Source organism: Nitrosospira sp. NRS527 (assembly GCF_018406445.1).
Lineage (GTDB): Bacteria > Pseudomonadota > Gammaproteobacteria > Burkholderiales > Nitrosomonadaceae > Nitrosospira > Nitrosospira briensis.
The window spans coordinates 2,484,026-2,506,550 of sequence record NZ_AP024515.1; the positions used below are offsets into that span (position 1 = coordinate 2,484,026).

General features: G+C 53.0%; 17 protein-coding genes. 10 read left to right on the top strand and 7 right to left on the bottom strand.

Annotation, left to right across the window (positions count from 1 at the left end; genetic code table 11):
• Positions 1-254: 254 nt before the first annotated feature.
• Both KJS40_RS11225 and KJS40_RS11230 read left to right on the top strand, forming a co-directional pair.
• Positions 255-1,976, top strand: coding sequence for an AAA family ATPase (locus KJS40_RS11225; protein WP_213537811.1), 1,722 nt, complete (start codon positions 255-257; stop codon positions 1,974-1,976).
• Between the two features lies 1 nt (position 1,977).
• Positions 1,978-3,699 (top strand): ATP-dependent helicase, encoded by a 1,722-nt coding sequence (locus KJS40_RS11230; protein ID WP_213537813.1) that lies wholly within the window; start codon positions 1,978-1,980, stop codon positions 3,697-3,699.
• A gap of 222 nt (positions 3,700-3,921) precedes the next feature.
• On the opposite strand, the gene ssb is transcribed toward KJS40_RS11230, so the two are convergent.
• Positions 3,922-4,386: a single-stranded DNA-binding protein gene (gene ssb, locus KJS40_RS11235; protein ID WP_090460322.1), complete on the bottom strand. Its 465-nt coding sequence runs from the start codon at positions 4,384-4,386 to the stop codon at positions 3,922-3,924.
• Positions 4,386-5,771 (bottom strand): MFS transporter, encoded by a 1,386-nt coding sequence (locus KJS40_RS11240; protein ID WP_244859568.1) that lies wholly within the window; start codon positions 5,769-5,771, stop codon positions 4,386-4,388. Before KJS40_RS11240 ends, ssb begins: the two co-directional genes overlap by 1 nt.
• A 145-nt stretch (positions 5,772-5,916) precedes the next feature.
• Between KJS40_RS11240 and uvrA the strand changes: the two genes are divergently transcribed.
• From uvrA to KJS40_RS11265, 5 genes are all read left to right on the top strand, one after another.
• On the top strand, positions 5,917-8,778 hold the full coding sequence (uvrA, locus tag KJS40_RS11245; RefSeq protein ID WP_213537815.1) for an excinuclease ABC subunit UvrA: 2,862 nt from the start codon (positions 5,917-5,919) through the stop codon (positions 8,776-8,778).
• Positions 8,741-10,111 carry a glycerate kinase gene (locus KJS40_RS11250; RefSeq protein ID WP_244859569.1) on the top strand — a complete coding sequence of 457 codons (1,371 nt, stop codon included), beginning with the start codon at positions 8,741-8,743 and terminating at the stop codon, positions 10,109-10,111. Before uvrA ends, KJS40_RS11250 begins: the two co-directional genes overlap by 38 nt.
• A gap of 150 nt (positions 10,112-10,261) precedes the next feature.
• Positions 10,262-10,966, top strand: a complete 705-nt coding sequence (phoB, locus tag KJS40_RS11255; protein WP_025041205.1) for a phosphate regulon transcriptional regulator PhoB — start codon at positions 10,262-10,264, stop codon at positions 10,964-10,966.
• A gap of 31 nt (positions 10,967-10,997) precedes the next feature.
• Positions 10,998-12,377: a phosphate regulon sensor histidine kinase PhoR gene (gene phoR, locus KJS40_RS11260; RefSeq protein ID WP_348529524.1), complete on the top strand. Its 1,380-nt coding sequence runs from the start codon at positions 10,998-11,000 to the stop codon at positions 12,375-12,377.
• Positions 12,378-12,532: 155 nt separating this feature from the next.
• Positions 12,533-13,090, top strand: coding sequence for an NUDIX hydrolase (locus KJS40_RS11265; protein WP_213537817.1), 558 nt, complete (start codon positions 12,533-12,535; stop codon positions 13,088-13,090).
• 135 nt (positions 13,091-13,225) lie between these two features.
• Here KJS40_RS11265 and KJS40_RS11270 read toward each other — a convergent pair whose 3' ends face one another.
• Positions 13,226-13,927, bottom strand: coding sequence for an SDR family NAD(P)-dependent oxidoreductase (locus tag KJS40_RS11270; protein ID WP_213537819.1), 702 nt, complete (start codon positions 13,925-13,927; stop codon positions 13,226-13,228).
• 532 nt (positions 13,928-14,459) lie between these two features.
• Here KJS40_RS11270 and KJS40_RS11275 point away from each other — a divergent pair.
• On the top strand, positions 14,460-15,398 hold the full coding sequence (locus tag KJS40_RS11275) for a serine/threonine protein kinase (RefSeq protein ID WP_244859571.1): 939 nt from the start codon (positions 14,460-14,462) through the stop codon (positions 15,396-15,398).
• Positions 15,399-15,458: 60 nt separating this feature from the next.
• Positions 15,459-15,938: a YchJ family metal-binding protein gene (locus KJS40_RS11280; protein WP_244859572.1), complete on the top strand. Its 480-nt coding sequence runs from the start codon at positions 15,459-15,461 to the stop codon at positions 15,936-15,938.
• Between the two features lie 191 nt (positions 15,939-16,129).
• On the opposite strand, the gene dnaJ is transcribed toward KJS40_RS11280, so the two are convergent.
• The 4 genes from dnaJ to purB all read right to left on the bottom strand — a co-directional run bounded on the left by dnaJ (position 16,130) and on the right by purB (position 21,623).
• The gene (gene dnaJ, locus KJS40_RS11285; RefSeq protein WP_213537821.1) at positions 16,130-17,236 is read right to left on the bottom strand and encodes a molecular chaperone DnaJ; all 1,107 of its coding nucleotides are present in this window, start codon (positions 17,234-17,236) and stop codon (positions 16,130-16,132) included.
• A 134-nt stretch (positions 17,237-17,370) separates the two neighbouring features.
• Entirely contained in the window at positions 17,371-19,302 is a 1,932-nt protein-coding gene (gene dnaK, locus KJS40_RS11290) for a molecular chaperone DnaK (protein ID WP_213537823.1), read from the bottom strand.
• A gap of 88 nt (positions 19,303-19,390) precedes the next feature.
• On the bottom strand, positions 19,391-19,975 hold the full coding sequence (gene grpE, locus KJS40_RS11295) for a nucleotide exchange factor GrpE (protein ID WP_213537825.1): 585 nt from the start codon (positions 19,973-19,975) through the stop codon (positions 19,391-19,393).
• A gap of 262 nt (positions 19,976-20,237) precedes the next feature.
• The gene (gene purB / locus KJS40_RS11300) at positions 20,238-21,623 is read right to left on the bottom strand and encodes an adenylosuccinate lyase (protein WP_213537827.1); all 1,386 of its coding nucleotides are present in this window, start codon (positions 21,621-21,623) and stop codon (positions 20,238-20,240) included.
• A 291-nt stretch (positions 21,624-21,914) separates the two neighbouring features.
• Between purB and KJS40_RS11305 the strand changes: the two genes are divergently transcribed.
• Positions 21,915-22,523: a glutathione S-transferase gene (locus KJS40_RS11305; RefSeq protein ID WP_213537829.1), complete on the top strand. Its 609-nt coding sequence runs from the start codon at positions 21,915-21,917 to the stop codon at positions 22,521-22,523.
• Positions 22,524-22,525 lie beyond the last annotated feature (2 nt).

Sequence of the window (22,525 nt, forward strand, 5' to 3'; positions counted from 1 at the left end):
TCGGATGGGTGGGCCGACTAAAATTCTACTAAATAACTACTTCTTTCTGCTGTACATCCTCCACCTCATGCAAGAGTGGAGCATCGACATGTAAATGGCGGCGGCGCGTCGTTTAGGCTCCAGTGGTCTATCACAACCAAATTATTTTCAGCCCATTTATAATCCCCAGCTGATCCGCTACCCTTGTAGACTAACAAAATAATCGCATTAAGCTGTTGCCTGGGGCGACACTTGCGCGTTCTGGAGCAATGCCTATGTATCTTGAAAGCCTTACAGTCGAGGGATTCCGTCGTCTGAAAAAACTCGAATTACGTTTTTGCGAAGGGTTGAATGTGCTCATCGGCCCAAACAACGCTGGGAAGTCAGCTGTCGTGGACGCTTTGCGCGTACTCTTATCAACAGGAGATGAAGGTGCGTTGCGCGTCACCGATTATGACATACACGTTTCCGCTGGAGAAAAATCAACGCAGATTACGTTCAAGTACGTGTTTCGTGGTTTGGACGAGACTGAAGAGGCCGACTTTCTGGCCGCCTTGAAACCGGTTAACAAGATGAGTGCGGCTCTGGAGTACGAAGCACATCTTTCTGTGCGGTACTCCGTTGCAGATGCGGGTGGTCGGCTACGCGTCAAACGATGGTGTGGCGATCATGAGGAAAACGCCATCACCTCTGAGATGTTGGAAGAGCTAAGAGCGGTCTATCTTCCGCCACTTCGCGATCCAGCTCAAGGGTTAAGGCCTAGCCGCAGCAGCCAACTTTCCCGACTTGTTCAAAGACTTTCGGACGAAACGAGCCGAAAGGACGTCGTGGATGCGCTTACAAAGTTTGACGATGAGCTCAAAGCCAAAAAGCCAATTGCGGACACTCAGAGCGCTATAATAAAACGGCATACCGACATGCTCGGCGTAGTGCTAAGCCAGCAGCTCGCTGTTGGCCTCAGCCCTAGCGATTTTGCGAAAGTAGCTGCTCGGCTCGCCCTAGTCGTCGCCGACCTCGAAGTTGAACAAAATGGTCTTGGATTCAACAACCTCATTTACATGGCCGTCGTGCTCAGTGAACTATCGCTAAGCAAGGAAGCTTCCTACCGAGCACTAATCATCGAAGAGCCAGAAGCGCATCTTCATCCCCAACTCCAAGCAGTTCTGCTGCAATACCTGCGCGCAGTCGAAACACCGGGCCTTGGAGAAAAGGCTGTGCAAATATTCGTAACCAGCCATTCGCCGAACTTCGCAGCGTTGGCTGATATTGATTCCATAGGCTGCGTGTACCACGCAACGGCTGGCGTAGATGCGTTTTTCCCCCGCGATGTCGAGTTCGATAAGCGTAAGAAGGAGAAACTTCAGCGGTATTTGAATGTTACTCGTGCTGAAATCTTCTTCGCGCGACGGATAATCTTTGTCGAAGGGGCCGCTGAGCTATTCATTGTCGAGGCATTGGCTCAAAAATTAGACATAGATCTTAGGAAACACTCGGTCAGCGTCATCAGTGCAGATGGCTTGAACTTTGATGCTTTTCTTCCACTGTTTGGCGAAAAAGCACTCAAAATTCCGGTAGCGGTCATCACAGATAGTGACCCACCAGGCGTTTATCCCAAGGTCGGTGAGCATCCTGAGCCGTCTTCTGCTGCGAAAAGTATTGCAGCCTGTACTAGCGAGTACATCAAACCATTTTTCGCCAGTAAAACTCTTGAGTACGACTTGGCGCTGACCTCAAAGAATCGCACCACGATGCTGGCAGCGCTTAAAGAGCTTCATCCGGGTATAGCTAAGGACTTAGAAGAGCAAATCAATGTCGCCATGGAAGACGAAAAAGCTCGAGTCTTGTTCAAAGGTATGTTTGAACGAGGCGATGGCAAAGCCAACGTTAAAAAGGGGGCCTTTGGGCAGGCTCTGGCGCAAGCTGTAATCTACGATGGATTCGACCTAGACGTACCAGGTTATTTGAAAGATGCACTAACTTTTGTCACCGCCACCTGACATGGAATTCATCCTAACAAAGGAGCAGGAAGCCATCATTGGAGCCGATCTCACTCCGCAATGTGTTATCGCATGCCCGGGAAGTGGCAAGACCGCAACGGCAGTTCGACGTTTAGTTGAAATTCGGAGACGATTGGGTGATGGTCGGGGATATATCGCCCTCTTTTCATATTCCAATATCGCCGTAGAAACTTTCCGTCGTGAATACCGTGCTCTAACCCGTACGATGCCGGGGTTGTCGCCTCGAGTGCTCATTGAAACAGTGGACTCATTCTTAACAACCTATGTGCTAAGGCCGCACGCCGCGCGAACAATGGGAGCGTCTAGACAACCCTTCTTGGTGCAAGGCGCTGAGCCGTTTCTAAACGGGTTCAAGATATTTGATGGGATGTACCCACACGACATCACAGAGCTACGAGTCAAATTCAAAGATAATGGGAGCCTTGAATGCGCATTACACGCTCCTGGTAAACAATCGGTCCCCATTGAAGAATGGAAGGCAATACAAGCAATCGAAAAGCTTGGCAAGGCTGGTTCTTACACGCATGAGCTTGCTCGCTACTGGGCTATTCGAACATTGATCGAGAACGACCGCCTGTACAAAGCCGTCTGCCGTCGATACCCATACATTCTCGTTGATGAGGCGCAAGATATAGGCCCACTACACGGACATCTAATATCTATTTTAATCCAGGGCGGCACAAGTGTGTCTTTGATTGGAGACCCCAATCAGGGTATTTATGACTTTGCTGGGGCAGACGGTAGGTTCCTCCGCCAATATTCTATGACTTCTGGTATCCGCACCTTTCCCCTGTCGCAAAACCGGAGATCGGTAAGCTCCATTATCGAAGTCGCTGACCGACTCGCGGGCACCAAAACCACCCCATTTCGGGAGCCTGCTGACCGAAAGCATGGCGCATTCTATCTCCGCTACGATGAAACCGACCTTGATGCGCTAATGACCACGTTTGTGGCAATTCTAGAAGCGAACAAATACGCACCTCACGAAGCAGTCGTTGTCTGCCGCGGTAACTCATCCATAGATAAGCTTGCCGGAGGAGGAAGCGACGTTGGACGTGGTGCAACAGGGTACTTTGCACGGGCAGCGGTCCTCCGTGACTGTAGCGGAGATATCGCTACCGCATTTGAGCATGCGGTCAGTGCGATACTTAGGTTGCTTAATAGCCCCCCGGATGTGTTGAGAAGAGACTTGCTGAGCACAACGGCAGAAGGTGATACTAAAACGCTTCGGCGAATTCTGTGGGGATTTCTTCGATCACCTGCCGCTGGTATACCAGACTCCAAGCTGGCCGCAAGGTCGAAGTGGCATCCGACACTAAAAAAGCGGGTGCGTATCTTTCTTGCGTCGATTGAGGCTAAAACTAGCTACCTACGTTCTGCAAACTGGGCCAACAACGTTACGGTTACCGGCCTTTCAGATGCACCATTGTGGCAGGATGACCTAGGGCGAAAGGACTCATCCGCCATCCGAGTTGATACAGTGCATAAAGTAAAAGGCGAAGGTATCCCCGTTGTTTTGTACCTTGCTCAAACAAGTGACATAAACAAGCTTTTGCAAGGCGCCACAAGCGAAGAGGGACGAATTGGTTATGTTGCAGTGACTCGTGCAAGAGACCTCTTGTTGTTAGGCGTTCCGAAAACAGCCAAGAAACCAGTTCTTAATGGCATCGAAGCACGGGGCTTCAAACTGTGGACAGCATAGCGAACTTATATGAACTTGCAGTGAGTTCCGTTGTTGTATGAGCACTTGATACGCTGCTGTTTATGGTTCTAAGCGAACCCTGGAAAGTTGAACTTTTTTCAAATGTAATCAGACAGAGCTTTGCAAACTCGACAACCCTACTCACCATCTCGCCCAGCCGAAAATCGGCTTTCCGAGCAGGAAGACTCCGTGAAGTTTTTTTATTTTTAAAAAAAACATACCTTAAAACGGAATGTCATCATCCATATCATCAAACCCACTGCTGCTTTTAGCAGGCGCTTTGCTCCCCGATGGACTCGGCGCAAAGTTGCTCTCGTCCCGCCCTTCCCTGTCCGAATCAAAACCGGCGCTGCCGGGTTTGCTGCCGAGCATCTTCATATCACTGGCGATGATGTCGGTGGTATAGCGCTCCACACCCGCCTTGTCAGTCCATTTGCGCGTTTCCAACCGTCCCTCCACATATACCGGACGGCCTTTTTTCAGATATTCGCCGGCGATTTCAGCAAGCTTGCGATAAAAGGTGACGCGATGCCATTCGGTTTTTTCCTGTTTTTCGCCGTTTTTATCCTTCCAGGTTTCCGTGGTCGCCAAAGTGATATTGGTCACGGCGTCGCCATTGGGCATATAACGCGTCTCGGGGTCTTTGCCGAGATTGCCAATGAGTATTACCTTGTTGACTGATGCCATTACGCTTCTCCCCCCAATAATTGAACAACGCCTTCTTCGTCGAAACCTCTCATATCCACTTTCAGATAGGCCACGCCTTCGCTCGCCAGCACCAGCGCCTCATGTACGCCGGGCAGCGCCGCCAGCTGGCGGGATAGACCGCTGGCCCTGCCCGTATCCATCTCTTGCACATGGTACATTCTGGTGCGCACAGCGGCAGGGGCTTTCATCGTAACGGCAAAAACAAGCCATAATGTAAGCAGGGCTCCGCAGAATGCATAGAGTGCAGAGGCCCCATAATGCTGATACAAATAGCCGCCTACGGTTGCACCTACAAATGCACCGAGAAACTGGACGCTGCTATAGACGCCAATGGCGGTGCCTTTCGCACCCACCGGCGCAATCTTGGAAATGAGTGAGGGCAAAGTCGCTTCCAGAAGATTGAAGGCAGTGAAGAACACCAGCAGCGCCAAGGTAGTGCCCCATAGCGAATCGAATGCATAGGCCAGCATCACCTGGCTGGCAAGCAATACAGCCACCGAAATGACGAATATCTGCTTGAGCTTGGCCTTCTTTTCACCATAAATGATCGCCGGAACGATCAATACCATGGAAAGGAGCAGCACCGGCAAATATACCTGCCAGTGGTGGTCCGCTGCCAGTCCGGTCGTTCGTAACGACAACGGCACCACCAGCCACAGCGCCATCAATGTCGCGTGCAATGCAAACACACCGAAATCCAGGCGCAGCAGTTGCGGGTTGCGCAACACATTCCGGAAACGTCCGGCGGATGCTTCGGTATCGGAATGAAAGCGGCTGATTACCGGATCGGGAATGATTTTGAAAACAACCACCATCGCCAGTAGTGCCAGCACGCCGGTCATCGCAAAAATTCCCGGCACACCGATCACATTATTTAGTGCTGGCGCAATAATCAACGAGAGCGCAAAGGTCGCACCTATGGTCATGCCGATCGCGGCCATTGCCTTGGTCCGGTGCTCTTCACGGGTAAGGTCGGCGGCAAGCGCCATCACAGCCGCGGAAATCGCCCCCGCACCCTGGATGACGCGCCCAAGGATCACCACGTAAATATCGGTGGCGGATGCGGCAACAAAACTGCCGATTGCGAACAGAATCAATCCGATGTAAATGACGGGCTTGCGGCCGATGCGATCGGACAGCCAGCCAAACGGAATTTGCAGTATGGCCTGAGTCAACCCATATGCGCCAAGTGCAATACCTACCAGCGTATAGCTGGCGCCGCCGGGGAGATGCTCGGCATAGAACGCGAATACCGGCAGAATGATGAACATCCCCAACATGCGCAGCCCGTAAATTCCCGCCAGGCCGGCTGTAGCGCGCAGCTCTATCGGCGACATTTTATCGGGAGGTAATGAGGAGGACATGAATCAGATTGGGGAAATGCGGAAAGTTGCGTATATTAACAGGTTTGACCGGCACTCAGATAGCCTCGACTCAGGATGTTACGGATAGTCCAAGTAACGACATGTCGTCGCAGGTAGTCTATGAGCAGCCAAATGGAAGCAGTCGATGGAACTTATAAAAATTCGCGGTGCGCGTACGCACAATCTCAAAAACATCAGTCTTGATTTGCCGCGAAACAAACTGATCGTCATCACCGGCCTGTCCGGGTCCGGCAAGTCTTCACTCGCGTTCGACACCCTGTATGCGGAAGGCCAGCGGCGCTATGTGGAATCGCTCTCGGCATATGCGCGCCAGTTTCTGCAATTGATGGAAAAACCCGACGTCGATCTGATAGAGGGGCTCTCTCCCGCCATAGCCATAGAGCAAAAAGCGACTTCGCATAACCCGCGTTCCACCGTCGGCACCGTTACCGAAATTCATGATTACATGCGCCTGCTGTTTGCGCGCGTGGGCGATCCACAGTGTCCTGATCATGGCATCACGCTGACGGTGCAAAGCGTCTCGCAAATGGTCGATCACGTCATGCGGCTACCCGCGGAAACCAGGCTGATGATACTGGCGCCGTTGGTGGTGGGGCGCAAGGGCGAGCAAATGGATTTGATCGATGAGCTGCGCGCGCAGGGCTTTGTGCGGCTGCGAATCGATGGTGAAGTGCATGAGATCGATACGCTGCCGAAATTGCAAAAAAATAAAAAGCATACGGTGGAAGTCGTGGTGGACAGGCTCAAAGTTTCACCCGATTCCAAGCAGCGGCTGGCGGAATCGTTCGAAACCGCGCTGCGCCATGCCGACGGACGCGCTTTAGCGGTGGAAATGGATTCGGGCCATGAGCATCTTTTTTCGGCCAGGTTTAGTTGTCCGGTATGCAGCTACTCCCTGCCGGAACTCGAACCCCGCTTATTCTCCTTCAACAACCCGATGGGTGCGTGCCCCAAGTGTGACGGCCTGGGGAAAATAACCTTTTTCGATCCCAAACGGGTGGTGGCTTTTCCTCACCTGTCGCTGGCTTCCGGCGCGATCAAGAGCTGGGATCGGCGTAATCAATTTTATTACCAGTTGCTGGCGAGCCTTGCCAACCACTACGATTTTGATCTGGAAGTGCCGTTCGAACAGCTTGCCGAGAATCTGCAAGATATTATTCTGCACGGATCAGCCAAGGAAAAAATCTCTTTCTCGTATTTGAACGAGAGCGGTAAACGCAGCTATCGCAAACATACCTTTGAAGGCATCATTCCCAATCTGGAGCGGCGTTACAAGGAAACCGAATCGATCGCCGTACGTGAGGAACTGGCGAAATACCTCAATTCCCAAACCTGCCCTGAATGTGGCGGAACCCGGCTACGCCGCGAAGCGCGCCATGTTCACGTGGGAGGACGCGCTATTTATGAAGTCAACGCGCTGCCGCTGAAGGAGGCGAAGGATTTTTTCGATCAGGTAACACTGACGGGGCACAAATTTGCCATCGCGGAAAGAATCATCAAGGAGATTTCCAGCCGCATATTATTTCTCAACAATGTCGGGTTGGATTATCTGTCGCTGGACCGTTCCGCCGACACCTTGTCTGGTGGAGAATCCCAGCGTATCCGCCTCGCCAGCCAGATCGGATCAGGCTTGACCGGCGTGATGTATGTGCTGGATGAGCCTTCCATCGGCCTGCACCAGCGGGACAATGGACGCTTGCTGGAAACGCTCAAGAATCTGCGCGATCTCGGCAATAGCGTCATCGTGGTGGAACATGACCAGGATGCCATACTTACCGCCGATCATGTGGTGGACATGGGTCCGGGTGCAGGCGAGCATGGCGGATTGATCATCGCACAGGGAACACCCGAGGCTATTCAACAGGATCCCGGCTCGCTCACCGGTAAATATCTTTCGGGTGAACTGGCCATCGCGCTGCCGGAAAAACGCACCGAACCGAAAAGCGATCGCTGGCTCAGGATCGAAGGCGCATCCGGCAACAACCTCAAGAACGTCAATCTCAACCTGCCTGTCGGATTATTCGTCTGCATAACCGGCGTATCCGGTTCAGGCAAATCCACGCTCATCAACGAAACGCTTTACCATGCAACCGCTCGCCATCTATATGGCAGCACCGCAGAGCCCGCACCGTACCGGAATCTGGATGGACTGGCCTTTTTCGACAAGGTCATCAGCATGGACCAGAGCCCCATCGGGCGCACGCCGCGTTCAAACCCGGCCACCTATACCGGCCTGTTCACGCCAGTCCGGGAGTTGTACGCCGGTGTTCCCCAGGCGCGTGAACGCGGCTATGGACCCGGGCGATTCTCATTCAACGTCAAGGGCGGGCGCTGTGAAGCCTGCCAGGGCGACGGCATGATCAAGGTTGAAATGCATTTTCTCCCGGATATATATGTGTCATGCGATGTCTGCCATGGCAAGCGCTATAACCGCGAAACCCTGGAGATTCAGTACAAGGGAAAAAACATCAACGAAATTCTGCATATGACGGTGGAACAGGCACGCGAGTTTTTCAGCCCTGTGCCGGTCGTGGCGCGCAAGCTGCAAACCTTGCTGGATGTCGGCCTTGGCTATATCACCCTGGGCCAGTCCGCGACCACGCTTTCCGGGGGCGAAGCCCAGCGGGTAAAACTGTCGCTTGAACTTTCCAAACGCGACACCGGCCGCACGCTCTATATTCTTGACGAGCCCACGACAGGCCTGCATTTCCAGGACATCGATCTGTTGCTGAAAGTGTTGCATCGCTTGCGCGACCATGGCAATACCGTAGTTGTCATCGAACATAACCTGGATGTGATCAAGACTGCCGACTGGATTATCGATCTTGGCCCCGAAGGCGGCGGGGGCGGCGGAGAGATCATTGCCCAGGGAACGCCGGAGCAAATAGCAGCGGACGAAAAGAGCTTTACCGGACGCTACCTGAAAGCGGCGCTCAGTTCCTCAACTCATGATCAGCAGCGACAACGTGGATATGGGCGTTCATAAGCATGCCCGCAACCTTCTGCTCAATAGCTTTCATGCCGCAGTCAGCGCAGCCGATCCCCTGCTTGTAGTACCCCGGCATTTGCCGCCACAATTGCGTCATCAATTACCTCATCGATTACCTCGGGGTCGTACGCTGGTGGTCGGTGCAGGCAAAGCTGCGGCGGCAATGGCGCTGGCAGTGGAAAAACATTGGCAAAAAGATGCGGCGCTGGAGGGTATCGTTCTCACCCGCTACGGTCACGGCTTGCTGCTCGATCGGATCCAGGTTATCGAAGCCGGACATCCGGTACCCGATGAACAGGGTGAAGAAGCCACACACAATCTTTTGGCGGAAGTAAAAAAACTCGGTACGGATGATTTTCTGCTTTGCTTGTTGAGCGGCGGCGGGTCGAGCTTGCTATCGCTGCCGGTAGCGGGTATTTCGCTGAGCGATCTCCGAACCGTCACTACGGAATTGCTCCGCTGTGGCGCGACAATTCAAGAGATCAACACCGTCCGCAAGCATCTTTCCGCTGTCCTGGGAGGAAGGCTTGCAGCTTCAAGCCGTGCGCCAGTACTGGCATTGATAATTTCAGACGTAACTGGCGACGATCCAACCCATGTCGCGTCCGGTCCTTGCGCACCGGACCCCACAACATACGCGGATGCGCTCGCAATCATCGAGTATCACGGCATCCAGGCACCCGATGCCGTGATGGAAATATTGCTGGCGGGCGCCAACGGCAAGCTTGGCGAGACCCCCAAACCGGGCGATGCAGCATTCAGTCGCGTAGAAAACCGGGTGATCGCTACCGCGCACGAATCGTTGGTGGCCGCCGCCGAATATTTTCGTACTCAAGGCATTCCCGCTGTAATACTGGGTGATTCCGTTACCGGCGAGTCGAGCGATGTCGCCAGGGTCTTCGCCGCCTTGATCAGGGAAATCCGCCGATATGGGCACCCTTGGAGACCCCCGTTAGCGCTAATCTCGGGCGGCGAAACGACCGTTACATTGGGTAAAAAGCGAAACGGCACCTACGGTGACCATAGCACCCATCGCGGACGTGGCGGCCGGAATACTGAATTCCTGTTATCTCTTGCCGTTGAGCTCGATGGTGCAGAGAATATTCATGCGCTCGCATGCGATACTGATGGCATAGACGGAACGGAAAACAATGCCGGCGCGATCGCCGCGCCTGATTCCTTATACCGTGCAAGGCAGGCAGGGATGGACGCATCGGCATTGCTTGCCCGCAACGATTCTTATACGTTCTTTCAGCAGCTTGGTGATTTGGTCGTTACCGGCCCAACCCGTACGAATGTCAACGACTACCGCGTTATCCTGATCTTGTAAAACTGGCGCGCGGCAGGACCTGGAAAACGCTCTGCATTCGGCAAGGGGAGGATGCAAGTGTCACGAAACCGCAATATTGTTTACATATCATCGCAATATAAGGACAATCAAAATCGAAGAGAAATAATCACGAATAGAAGGAATATGCCGATGGCAGCGACAATACTGGTGGTTGAAGATGAACCAGCGATCCAGGATTTAATCTCATATAGTTTGCGGCAAGCCAGACATATCGTTTTTTCCGCCCGAAATGCGGAAGAAGCCATGGAAATCATCAATGATGCGCTACCGGATCTGGTGCTGCTCGACTGGATGCTGCCGGGAATGAGCGGAATCGAATTCGCCCGCGTGCTGCGGCGCACCGCGCGCACTAAAACAATTCCTATCATCATGCTTACGGCTCGCGCAGAAGAAGGCGATAAGGTGGCGGGGCTGGAGATCGGCGCCGACGATTACATTACCAAGCCTTTCTCTCCGCGTGAGATGCTCGCGAGAATCAAGGCGGTGCTGCGGCGGCGCTCGCCCGAAGCAGCCGACGATATGGTCGAGATCGGCGGACTGCACCTCGACTCGGCTGCTCATCGCGTAACCGCTGACGGCAATGAAGTAGTGCTGGGTCCTACCGAATTCCGGTTGCTGCATTTTCTGATGACTCATGCCGAGCGGGTATACAGCCGTTCTCAGCTGCTTGATCAAGTATGGGGAGATCATGTATTTGTCGAGGATCGCACTGTGGATGTGCATATCCGCCGATTACGCAAGGCATTGGAGACAGTCAGCAAGGATGGACTGGTGCAGACGGTGAGGGGATCGGGCTATCGGCTTTCCGCGGTGCTGACGGCGAGCATGGGATAATGATCCCGCTTTATTCTTCCAAATAGCTCACGTGTCCAGTTTCTGGGAGCGTTTCCGGGAGCATGGGGCCAACCTGGTCCTGATTACGGTTGTAACCGGGCTACTCCTGACGATGCTGGGTACTCTCGCAACATTAGCCCTCTATAATGTCGCGCTGCTGCTGCTGGTCATTTATCACTGGCGTCAATTGACGATACTCGACAAATGGCTTCAGGCTGAAGAATCCAGATTACCTGGCGGTTTCGGAAGATGGGGAGATGTGTTTGCACGCTTGACCCGCCTGAAGCGTGATCAAAGCCATAAACATCGGCAAATCAGCTCCGCGCTGGAACTTCTGCGACGCGCCACCTCGGCAATGCCGGAAGGCGTGGTAATCATGGATGAGATAGACCGCATCGAATGGTGCAACCCCGTAGCAGAGAAGCATCTGGGCATCAACGCAAGTGTTGATACGGGTCAGCATATTACCCATCTGATGCGTCAAACTCAATTCACCAAATACCTTGCCGCCCAGAATTACGCTGAACCACTGATAATCAAGCAATCCCGGCATCAGGGACTGACTCTTTCGCTACAGCTCGTGCCCTATGGGGATAAACAGAAACTGCTGCTCAGCCGTGATGTGACGCGCTTTGAAAGAATTCAGACCATGCGCCGGGATTTCGTCGCCAACGTGTCGCACGAACTACGCACGCCGCTGACGGTGGTTGGCGGATTTCTCGAAACACTGTCGGAAGAAGGTCATTCAGATCCTGAAACACGCAAATGGGCGCTGGCGCTGATGACCGATCAAACCAAGCGGATGCAAAGTCTGGTGGAAGACCTGTTGACGCTGTCGCGGCTGGAAGATACGGAAAACATGGCCCGGGAAGGAAACGTCGATGTTCCCGAAATGTTACGGAAGCTTTATGATGAAGCACAATCCTTGAGTGCCGGGCGCCACCGCATCAGCCTCAATCTCGATACCGACACGAAATTATTGGGTAACACGGACGAATTGCGTAGCGCTTTCGGTAACCTTATCAGCAACGCCATCCGCTATACCCCTGGCGGGGGGGATATCTCTTTGAACTGGGCAATGCACGATGGACAAGGTGTATTTTCCGTACAGGACAGCGGCATGGGCATTGAACCCCAACATATCCCGCGTCTTACGGAACGATTCTATCGGGTTGACCATGGGCGTTCGCGTGAAACGGGGGGTACCGGACTGGGCCTCGCCATTGTCAAGCATGTGCTGACTTGCCATCATGCGAAACTTGATATCGTCAGCGAACCCGGCAAAGGTAGCCTTTTCAGTGCCTGGTTCCCATCCGCGAGGCTGATTGAACAGGAGGCGACTAAATCGCCGGTAGCTCAAGCATATAGCCCTCCGGATGAAACGAACCCGTCATCTGAGTCCGGTAGTTGACTGCTTATTTTCCCGCTCATTCGTCAACTAAGCGCTAAAATCGAAAAGGATTTTTTATATCCTGTAAGCTTCACCCTTTAGGTGAGCTTGTTACGCGGCGGATTTAGGATTATGGATTTTCGTCAACATTCATTTTCAAGTTTGCTTTATATTTTATGCCCAAGCCGCTCCTCGACCTGACGGAAACGACGCTCAGCAGCGAGAATGTGTACGATGGCAAGCTTCTCCATGTGCGAGCGGATCAAGCCCGGTTGCCTGACGGCAAAATCGCAGTACGCGAATACATCAAGCATCCCGGCGCGGTAGTCATCATACCGTTGCTCGACAATGGCGAGTTGGTGCTGGAACGCCAGTATCGCTATCCTCTGCAGCGGGAGTTTTATGAGCTGCCTGCTGGAAAAATCGATGCCGGCGAAGACCCGCTTAAGTGCGCCCAACGGGAACTGCTGGAGGAAACAGGCTACACGGCGGAAAACTGGCGTTATATCGCCACCTTGCACCCCTGTATCGGTTATTCGGACGAGAGGTTGATCTATTACCTTGCGGAAGGTCTCACCTTCAAGGGCGCAAGCCTGGATGACGGCGAACATCTGGAGGTGCTCACGCTAGGATTGCCGACGGCACTGGAATGGGTAAAAACAGGGAAAATATCCGACAATAAAACAGTTTCCGGTCTGTTTTGGGCAGAGAAGCTATTGAGTGGCGCATGGTAAATGGTGAGCGGTTTCTAAATGGTGAGCGGTTTCGATTCACCAGGCACGATCGCTACGCCGTCATAGTTCCGTGATTCCTAAGGTTGCGCCCCATGAGCCTGCTGCTGTTTTTCGCTCTAATCGAGCAATCCCCTTTTACCATTTCTCTCCGAAAGGCCGAAGATCAAGTTCGAATGTCCAGGCCTGTGATTGCTGTTGCGTGAGAAAGTAAACGGCTTCCGCTATCTGAGAAGGTTCCATGAAGAATTCGTCAGGCTTGCCTTCCATGTGCTGCCGGGTTCGCTGCAAATTCAGGATACCGTCGAGGATCACGTAGCTGACATGAATCCTTTCAGGGCCGAGGTATCGCGCCAATGATTGTGCAAGGCCGCGCTGACCCGCTTTTGCAGACGCAAAAGGAGCGAAGTTGGCGCCGCCTTTAATTGATGCGGTCGCGCCGATAATGACTATATTCCCGCTTCCCGCAGCGCGCATATCGGAAAGCACCTCTTTTACTGTCTGGAACAGCCCGCGGCAATTGACTTCCCAAGCGTCCTGAAAACTTTCCAGTGTCGCGTCATCTATGTTCTGAAATGCGCCCGCGCCAGCGTTGTATATTAGAACATCCACCGGACCGAACTGCTGGCGGATCTGCGCAAAAACCTCGGATGCGGTCTCCGTATCCTTGACGTCGTATTGAAATGCACGGGAACCCTTTATCTTCCCGGCGATTTTATTCAGTTTCTCTTTATTGCGGGCGCAAAGCGCCACCTGATAACCATTCTCCGCAAACCGCGCCCCAATGGCGGCGCCGTTACCAGGACCAGCACCTACAATCACACAAACACCTTTATCCATTTATTTGACTCCGATGAAGATATCAGCCATGTTTATTATGCATAGTGCAGTGGTAGCGTAAATTCAAGCCGCAGGTTTGTATTTTGAAAAGAAAGCAAACCGGATTTTTGAAGGCGGTTCGGGCACGCCAGGAGCCGAAATTCGCCAACCTGGCACAGTATGCATAGGTTCATGGCCTTGGTGCTTGGTATAGACCCGCCATCTCCCGACCGACAAGCCCGCGCAGGGCACCAGTATCTAAAGTTTTATGGAGCTTTCCTCGATAGACGCCTGAATATCCATCGGTTCTCGACCTCAAGCAACCGGGGAGATCCTCAGGGTCAGACGCCATTATTTCACTCCCGAATACGAATACCGCAAGTAGCCACTCACCAGTCGTTTACGGTATAGTCCTTCCGATTTGAAAAACTAACAGTACAACTCCCACCCCGTGAAAAAAAGAAAACCGGCACCGTCTCGTCTAGAGTGATTGGCAGTGATAAAAACGAGTAACCCGCCACAAAATTTTTCTACACTCCCTCCCGATTGTGTGTTGAACGCGCTGGAAAGCGTGGGCTTCCGCAGCGATGGCCGCCTGTTGGCGCTCAACAGCTACGAGAACCGTGTCTACCAGATCGGCATGGAAGAGAGCGCGCCGCTGGTGGCAAAATTTTATCGCCCCGAACGCTGGACGGATGCCGCGATATTGGAAGAACACGCCTTCGTTCAGGAGTTGGCCGAGCGCGAAATCCCTGTCGTGCCCGCGCTGGTGCTGAATGGAAAAACCCTGCACAATTTTGAAGGATTCCGCTTCGCTGTTTTTCCAAAACATGGCGGCCGTGCGCCCGAACTGGAAAACCGCCACACGCTGGAATGGATGGGGCGATTCCTCGGACGCATCCACGCCATTGGCGCACTCAAGCCGTTTCGCGAACGTCCCTCACTGGATATAGCCAGCTTCGGCGAACAACCGCGGGACTATCTGCTGACGCATGAATTCATTCCGGCTGATCTCAATGCAGCCTATCGCAGTGCGGTGAATCAGGCGCTGGATGGCGTCAGCCACTGCTTTGCGCGCGCGGGTAAAGTGAGCGCCTTGCGCCTGCATGGTGACTGTCATGCGGGCAATGTGCTTTGGACGGACGACGGTCCGCACTTTGTGGATTTTGATGACAGCCGCATGGGGCCGGCGGTGCAGGACCTGTGGATGTTATTGTCGGGGGACCGCTCCGACATGGTACGGCAATTGAGCGACGTGTTGGCCGGATATGAGGATTTTTGCGATTTCGACCAACGCGAATTGCATCTGGTCGAGGCGCTGCGCACGCTGCGCCTGATCCATTATGCGGCGTGGCTCGCGCAGCGCTGGGATGATCCCGCCTTCAAGCAGGCGTTCCCGTGGTTCAACACCCAGCGCTATTGGCAGGATCGCATCCTTGAGTTGCGCGAACAGATCGCGCTGATGGATGAGCCGCCGCTGTGGCAGGCGTAACGTTGTTCCCATGTGTTCATGTTGTGGCTAAAAAAATAATTTGAGAAGTTCAGCCAAATCTTGCTGCTTTCTGTAGATATGGATATAGACGCGAAAACGATGCGCTGCCCGTGCGGCTGCGCAGAGGAAACGGCGAAACCGGTGGGAACCCGGCGGCGCTCCCCTTTATCGGGCCACAACAAAACATACGTCGGCTGCTGCGGCCGCTATCTGGATGATGGCGAAACGGCTCCCACTGCAGAAGCATTGATGCGCTCACGCTACACCGCCTATACCCTCGGTCGTGAAGATTATCTGCTGAGGACTTGGCATCGCAGTACACGTCCCGCTTCACTTGAACTTGCAAACAAACCGCACAGCGCGCGCTGCAAATGGCTGGGGCTGGAAGTGAGGCGTCATGAACAGCCAGAGCCGGATAACACGATGGTAGAATTTGTGGCGCGCTATAAGGTAGATGGTCGGGCGCATCGTTTGCATGAAATCAGCCGTTTTGTGCGCGAAGCCGGGCAGTGGTTCTATATTGATGGCGAAAGCATCTGAGATTCTGAAGCGGAGCAATCAGTCTGTTTAAGCGTACTCATACTCATGGGCTCCGTTTACTTTTTTGAATGCTGTATCCGCCATCCGAAGTGGATGGCAGAAAGAGCAGGGTGCGCCGTCTGTAAGCAAATCAGTATGGTGATGAGCACCTTGTGCCAAAATTATTCGTATAGGCTCGAAAGGCTCGAAGATTACTCCGCAAAGAACTCCCGCACCTTGTCCATCCAAGATTTGGCACGGGGGCTGTGGCGAGGGCCATCTTCCTGGTTGATCACTTCCAGTTCCTGCAACAGCTCTCTCTGACGCGCCGTGAGCTTGACCGGGGTTTCCACTACCACATGACATAATAGATCGCCTTGGTTATTGCTGCGCACACCTTTGATGCCCTTGCCGCGTAACCGGAATATTTTCCCACTCTGAGTTTCAGCGGGAATCCTGATTTTGGCGTGGCCGTCGAGCGTAGGAATTTCAATTTCCCCGCCGAGCGCGGCAGTGGTAAAGCTTATGGGCATTTCGCAGTGCAGATCATTGTGGTCGCGCTGAAAGACAGAATGAGGAGTGAGATGGATAACGACATACAAATCCCCCGGCGGGCCATTGTTGACCCCAGCTTCACCCTCCCCGGATAAACGGATACGGTCGCCTTCATCCACTCCGGCAGGAATCTTTACCGATAGGGTCTTATGGTGCTTGACGCGTCCTGAACCGCCGCACGTAACGCATGGGCTCGAGATAAATTTCCCGCTTCCATGGCATTTGGGGCAGGTTTGCTGAATCGAGAAAAACCCTTGCTGCATCCTGACTTGGCCGTGACCATTGCAGGTAGGGCACGTAACGGGTGAAGTACCGGGCTTGGCGCCATTCCCATGGCAGGTTTCACACGCATCCATCGTCGGGATGCGGATCTTTGTTTCGGTTCCGCGTGCCGCCTGTTCCAGCGAAATTTCCAGGTTATAGCGCAGGTCCGCACCGCGATAGACATTGGCCTGTCCTCCACGCCCCCCGAAGAGGTCGCCGAATATATCGCCGAATGCGTCGGAAAATCCCTGGGCACCCGCGCCCGCCATATTAGGATCCACGCCGGCATGGCCATGCTGATCGTATGCTGCGCGCTTCTTCGGGTCCGACAGTATTTCGTAGGCTTCCTTGGCCTCCTTGAAATGCTCTTCCGATTTGGGATTATCCGGATTGCGGTCCGGATGATGTTTCATCGCTAGTCTGCGATAGGCTTTTTTTATATCCTCTTCGCTGCTGTCGCGGTTAACGCCCAGAACTTCATAGTAATCGCGTTTGTTCATGTCAGTTTTAATGGAAAATCGGAAGTGCGGAGACGATAACCGATACTGCTTTGCCTATTCCCGTAATAGGCAAAACGCAGAATGCAGAAGAATGGCTCTCCGCATCTCTGCGCTTTGACGTTTTCTGTGCTTACTTATTTCTTGTTCTTGACTTCTTCAAACTCAGCATCTACTACCTCGCCTTCAACAGGTTTTTCGCCCCCGCCATGTGAAGCGTGCTCCGCACCCGGTTGAGCCTGCTGACCCTGCTCTTGCGAATACATCTTCTCCGCCAGTTTATGCGAGACCTCGGCCAGGGCCTGAGTCTTGGCCTCGATGACATCCTTGCTATCCGATTTCAGCGCATCCTCCGCATCCTTCAGCGCATCTTCTATTTTGGACTTTTCATCGGCATCCAGTTTTTCGCCATGCTCTTTCAATGTCTTTCTCACCGAATGGATCATGGCGTCACACTGGTTGCGGGCGGTAACCAGTTCCAGCGTTTTATGATCCTCTTCGGCATGCGCCTCCGCATCTTTGACCATGCGCTGTACTTCCTCATCCGAGAGGCCGGAACTTGCCTGAATCTTGATTTTATTTTCCTTCCCCGTCGCCTTATCCTTGGCGGATACGTGCAGTATGCCGTTTGAATCGATATCGAATGCCACCTCGATTTGCGGCATGCCGCGCGGTGAGGGCGGAATATCGCTCAGATTGAATTGACCGAGGCTCTTGTTGCCGGACGCCATCTCGCGCTCACCTTGCAGTACATGAATGGTCACGGCAGTCTGATTTTCCTCGGCCGTCGAAAATACCTGTTGCGCCTTGGTCGGAATGGTGGTGTTTTTCTGAATCAACTTGGTCATCACACCGCCCAGCGTTTCGATGCCCAACGATAACGGGGTAACATCCAGCAGCAGCACGTCCTTGACCGAACCCTGCAACACACCGCCTTGAATGGCAGCACCTACCGCAACCGCTTCGTCCGGATTAACGTCCTTGCGCGGTTCCTTGCCGAAAATTTCCCTGACCTTATCCTGAACCTTGGGCATACGGCTCTGCCCGCCCACCAGAATAACGTCGTCGATATCGGAAATCTTTACCCCGGCATCCTTGATAGCGATCCGGCAAGGCTCCATGGTCCGGTCGATCAACTCTTCCACCAGGCTTTCCAGCTTTGCCCGGGTAATTCTCACAGCGAGGTGCTTCGGTCCGGAAGCATCCGCCGTAATGTAGGGCAGGTTGACCTCGGTCTGTTGACTGGATGAAAGTTCAATCTTGGCTTTTTCCGCCGAATCCTTTAGACGTTGCAGTGCAAGCATATCTTTTTTCAGATCTATGCCGGTTTCCTTCCTGAATTCATCCACCAGGTATTCGATGATGCGCGAGTCGAAATCCTCGCCGCCCAGGAAGGTATCTCCGTTCGTGGCCAACACCTCAAACTGGTGCTCGCCCTCCACTTCCGCGATTTCGATAATGGAAATATCGAAAGTGCCACCGCCCAGATCGTACACGGCGATCTTGCGGTCACCTTCTTTTTTATCCATGCCGAAAGCCAGGGCTGCCGCAGTCGGTTCATTGATGATGCGCTTGACTTCCAGGCCGGCGATGCGTCCCGCGTCTTTTGTCGCTTGACGCTGGGAATCGTTGAAGTAGGCAGGAACGGTAATAACGGCTTCGGTAACCGGTTCACCCAGATAATCCTCCGCGGTCTTTTTCATCTTTATCAACACTTGTGCCGATATTTCCGGCGGGGCGATCTTCTTGCCGCGCACCTCTATCCAGGCATCACTGTTGTCGGCCTTGACAATGCTGTAAGGCACCATTTTGATATCCTTTTGCACCATCTCCTCGTTGAACCGGCGTCCAATCAGGCGTTTCACCGCGAACAACGTGTTCTTGGGATTAGTAACCGCCTGACGTTTGGCTGAAGCACCCACCAGAATTTCGCCATCTTCCGTATAGGCGACAATGGACGGTGTTGTACGAGCCCCCTCTGAATTTTCTATGACCTTGGGCTTGCCGTTTTCGATGACAGCCACACATGAGTTGGTGGTACCGAGGTCAATGCCGATAATTTTTGCCATGATTTGGATCCTTGTTAGTAGTTGGTATCGAATATTCGGCTATGCGATATATTCGTCTGTGCAGAAAATGGGGATCAAGAATGTAATTTCAAGTCTCTCTGGCCTTGGAAACAGACACTAATGCCGGTCGAATCACCCGGTCGTTCAAAACGTAACCTTTCTGCATCACCTGTACTACCGTATTGGGGGCGAGATCGGAATTTACCGTACACATAGCCTGATGCAGATGTGGATCAAATTTCGCACCTTCCGGATTGATCACCTTGATATTGAATTTTTCGAAAACGGTAGTCAGTTGCTTGAGCGTCAATTCCATTCCGCTTTTGAAATTCTCGACCGTCGCGTTTTCCACCGCCAACGCGGCTTCCAGGCTGTCCATCACTGCGAGCAGTTCAGTGGAAAAGTTCTCTACTGCATATTTATGGGCGCTGGCAATGTCTATTTGCGCACGCTTTCTTATATTTTCCGCATCTGCCTTGGCGCGCAACCATGCATCATGATGCTCCTCCGCATCGAGCTCGGCTTTTTTCAGTAACTGTTCCATACTCGGCATCGATTCTGTCGCCGGTTCCGGCGTCTTGTCTCCGTTGACCTTGGCTTCGGACGCACTTGTTTCATCCGTTGCTGCAGTCAGTTCCGTCGGGTCTGATTGGGGTCGATTCAATTCCGTCATGGCGCTTCTCCTAATTTCGTTCATCACTATATCGGGATAGTTTTTTCAATTTCAAGCTCTAATAATGTTGGCCATTAAAGGAAATGGCTGCGATTCTTCAAGCTCGACAGGCTGATGGGGAATATCACGGCAGACTGAGCAAGACCTCGGTTGGGCATGTTGCTGAGAGACCGGAAAACATCACGGACGCTGCGCCGCCTTGTATCTTCAGCTTGTACCCACTCGCCAAGCCGAAGATCGGAAATAAACCGGCACTCAAGAATCAGCTGTTTTCAATGCCGATTTTTCGGGCCAGCGCAGCGGCATCGCCAATATAATTCTGTGGCATCATTTTGCGTAAGCGTATTTTTTCGCTTTCCGGCAGGGTGAGATCATCGATAAATTTATGCAATGTCTCTTTATTGATACCCTCCTTGCCGCGAGTCAACTCTTTCAACTGCTCATAAGAATCCGATATGCCATGGCGGCGCATTACCGTCTGGATCGGCTCGGCCAAGACCTCCCAGGCATTTTCAAGATCTTCCATCAAACGTTCCGGATTGACTTCCAGCTTGCTCAATCCGTTGCTGCAGGAGCCATATGCCAGCAATGTATGCCCCAACGCTACCCCCATGTTGCGAAGCACAGTGGAGTCCGTTAGGTCACGCTGCCAACGGGATATCGGAAGCTTCTCGCTCAAATGGCGCAACAAGGCGTTGGCAATGCCGAGATTGCCTTCGGAGTTTTCGAAATCTATCGGATTGACCTTGTGCGGCATCGTTGAAGAACCAATTTCACCTTCTCTGGTTTTTTGCTTGAAGTAGGCAAGAGAAATATACCCCCACATGTCGCGATTAAAATCCAGCAGCACTGTATTGACATGGGCATAGGCGTCAAATAACTCCGCCATTGCATCGTGCGGTTCGATCTGCGTCGTGTAGGGGTTGAATTTCAGGCCAAGTTTTTCTACAAACTCCCGCGCGAATTTTTCCCAGCCGAAACCGGGGTATGAAGCGAGATGAGCGTTGAAGTTGCCTACCGCGCCATTGATTTTTCCCAGTATGGCCACGCCCGCCAGCCGTTCACGCGCCCGCAGCAGGCGATATGCGAAATTGGCAAGTTCCTTGCCAACTGTAGTGGGGGTGGCGGGTTGACCATGCGTTCGGGCGAGCATGGGCGTATCAGCCATTGCATGCGCCATTTGTATGAGCCTGCCGATGATTTTTCCCAATGCCGGCAGCATCACCCTGTCGCGACTGTGCATCAGCATCAATCCATGAGAGAGATTATTGATGTCTTCCGACGTACACGCAAAATGGATGAATTGCGCGATACGCGCGCCCTCGGCATTCTTGATCAGATGCTCTCTGAGCCAGTACTCAACCGCCTTGACGTCGTGGTTGGTTCTTGCTTCGATGAATTTGACCGCGTCCGCGTCGGCCTCGGAAAAATTCGTCGCGAGAGCATCAAGCTGTGCAATGGTGGCGGGAGAAAATGGCGGAGCTTCGGCGATGCCTGGTGCGTTACTCAAGGCCTTGAGCCATTCTATTTCCAACTGGACACGGTACCGGATCAGCGCAAACTCGCTGAAGTACGGCCTCAGGTCTGCGACCTTTGCGCTATAACGCCCATCCAGGGGAGAGAGTGCGGTAAGAAAAGATGAATTCATGTTCTGTTTCCGGGTTATTGTCACCGGTAGGGCATTCTAGCAGTCTGTCGGACTTAAAGGAAATCGGCTGCAAAAGCGGCTGGACGGTTCATATCTTGCCGCTTTTTCGGCCAAACAGAAATAACTACTGGTCTTCAAAATCCTCAAAACCCGCCCTCCCCCGTTCACTTTTCCGCTGCGATTCTTCAAGCCCGACAGGCAGCCAGCATAGGTACTCGCCCAGACTATGTCATGCACTGCGCTGCGGAAAGCCGATATAATGCCTTTTGATAATTCCCCTCAAGGCTGATCATGAAGCTTATCGGATCGCTCACGAGTCCTTACGTTCGCAAGACGCGCATCGTTCTGGCTGAAAAACACATCGGTTATACTTTTGAGCTGGAGGCTCCCTGGAACGCCGATAGTCACGTATCGGATCACAACCCGCTTGGAAAAGTGCCAGTGCTGATTATGGATGACGGCACCAGCCTGTTCGACTCGCGAGTGATTGTCGAGTATCTCGATAGTGTCAATCCGGTATCCCGTTTACTTCCTGAATCCAACCGGCGCAGAATCATGGTCAAACGCTGGGAGGCGCTAGCGGACGGCATTTGCGACGCCGCCGCCGCAATATTCCTCGAACGTAAACGGAATGACGCGCAACAAAGCGTGGAGTGGATTTCCCGCCAGCAGAAAAAAGTGATGCGGGGCCTGGAAACCGCTGCTCACGAACTGAGCGATAAAAAATGGTGCGACGGGAACGTCTATACGCTGGGCGATATTGCAGTGGGATGCGCGCTGGGTTACCTGGCTTTTCGATTTCCTCAAATCGACTGGCGCGATACCTTTCCCAATCTTGCCGATCTTTCCGACAGGCTGGAAAAGCGCGCCGCCTTCATGGAGACAGTCCCGGTAGCCTGATA

Coding starts and splice junctions, on each gene's coding strand:
- phoB (WP_025041205.1), top strand. CDS start 10,262: ATGGCAGCGACAATACTGGTGGTTGAAGATGAACCAGCGATCCAGGAT.
- ssb (WP_090460322.1), bottom strand. CDS start 4,386: ATGGCATCAGTCAACAAGGTAATACTCATTGGCAATCTCGGCAAAGAC.
- KJS40_RS11240 (WP_244859568.1), bottom strand. CDS start 5,771: ATGTCCTCCTCATTACCTCCCGATAAAATGTCGCCGATAGAGCTGCGC.
- purB (WP_213537827.1), bottom strand. CDS start 21,623: ATGAATTCATCTTTTCTTACCGCACTCTCTCCCCTGGATGGGCGTTAT.
- KJS40_RS11225 (WP_213537811.1), top strand. CDS start 255: ATGTATCTTGAAAGCCTTACAGTCGAGGGATTCCGTCGTCTGAAAAAA.
- KJS40_RS11265 (WP_213537817.1), top strand. CDS start 12,533: ATGCCCAAGCCGCTCCTCGACCTGACGGAAACGACGCTCAGCAGCGAG.
- uvrA (WP_213537815.1), top strand. CDS start 5,917: ATGGAACTTATAAAAATTCGCGGTGCGCGTACGCACAATCTCAAAAAC.
- KJS40_RS11305 (WP_213537829.1), top strand. CDS start 21,915: ATGAAGCTTATCGGATCGCTCACGAGTCCTTACGTTCGCAAGACGCGC.
- dnaK (WP_213537823.1), bottom strand. CDS start 19,302: ATGGCAAAAATTATCGGCATTGACCTCGGTACCACCAACTCATGTGTG.
- KJS40_RS11270 (WP_213537819.1), bottom strand. CDS start 13,927: ATGGATAAAGGTGTTTGTGTGATTGTAGGTGCTGGTCCTGGTAACGGC.
- dnaJ (WP_213537821.1), bottom strand. CDS start 17,236: ATGAACAAACGCGATTACTATGAAGTTCTGGGCGTTAACCGCGACAGC.
- grpE (WP_213537825.1), bottom strand. CDS start 19,975: ATGACGGAATTGAATCGACCCCAATCAGACCCGACGGAACTGACTGCA.
- KJS40_RS11250 (WP_244859569.1), top strand. CDS start 8,741: ATGATCAGCAGCGACAACGTGGATATGGGCGTTCATAAGCATGCCCGC.
- KJS40_RS11230 (WP_213537813.1), top strand. CDS start 1,978: ATGGAATTCATCCTAACAAAGGAGCAGGAAGCCATCATTGGAGCCGAT.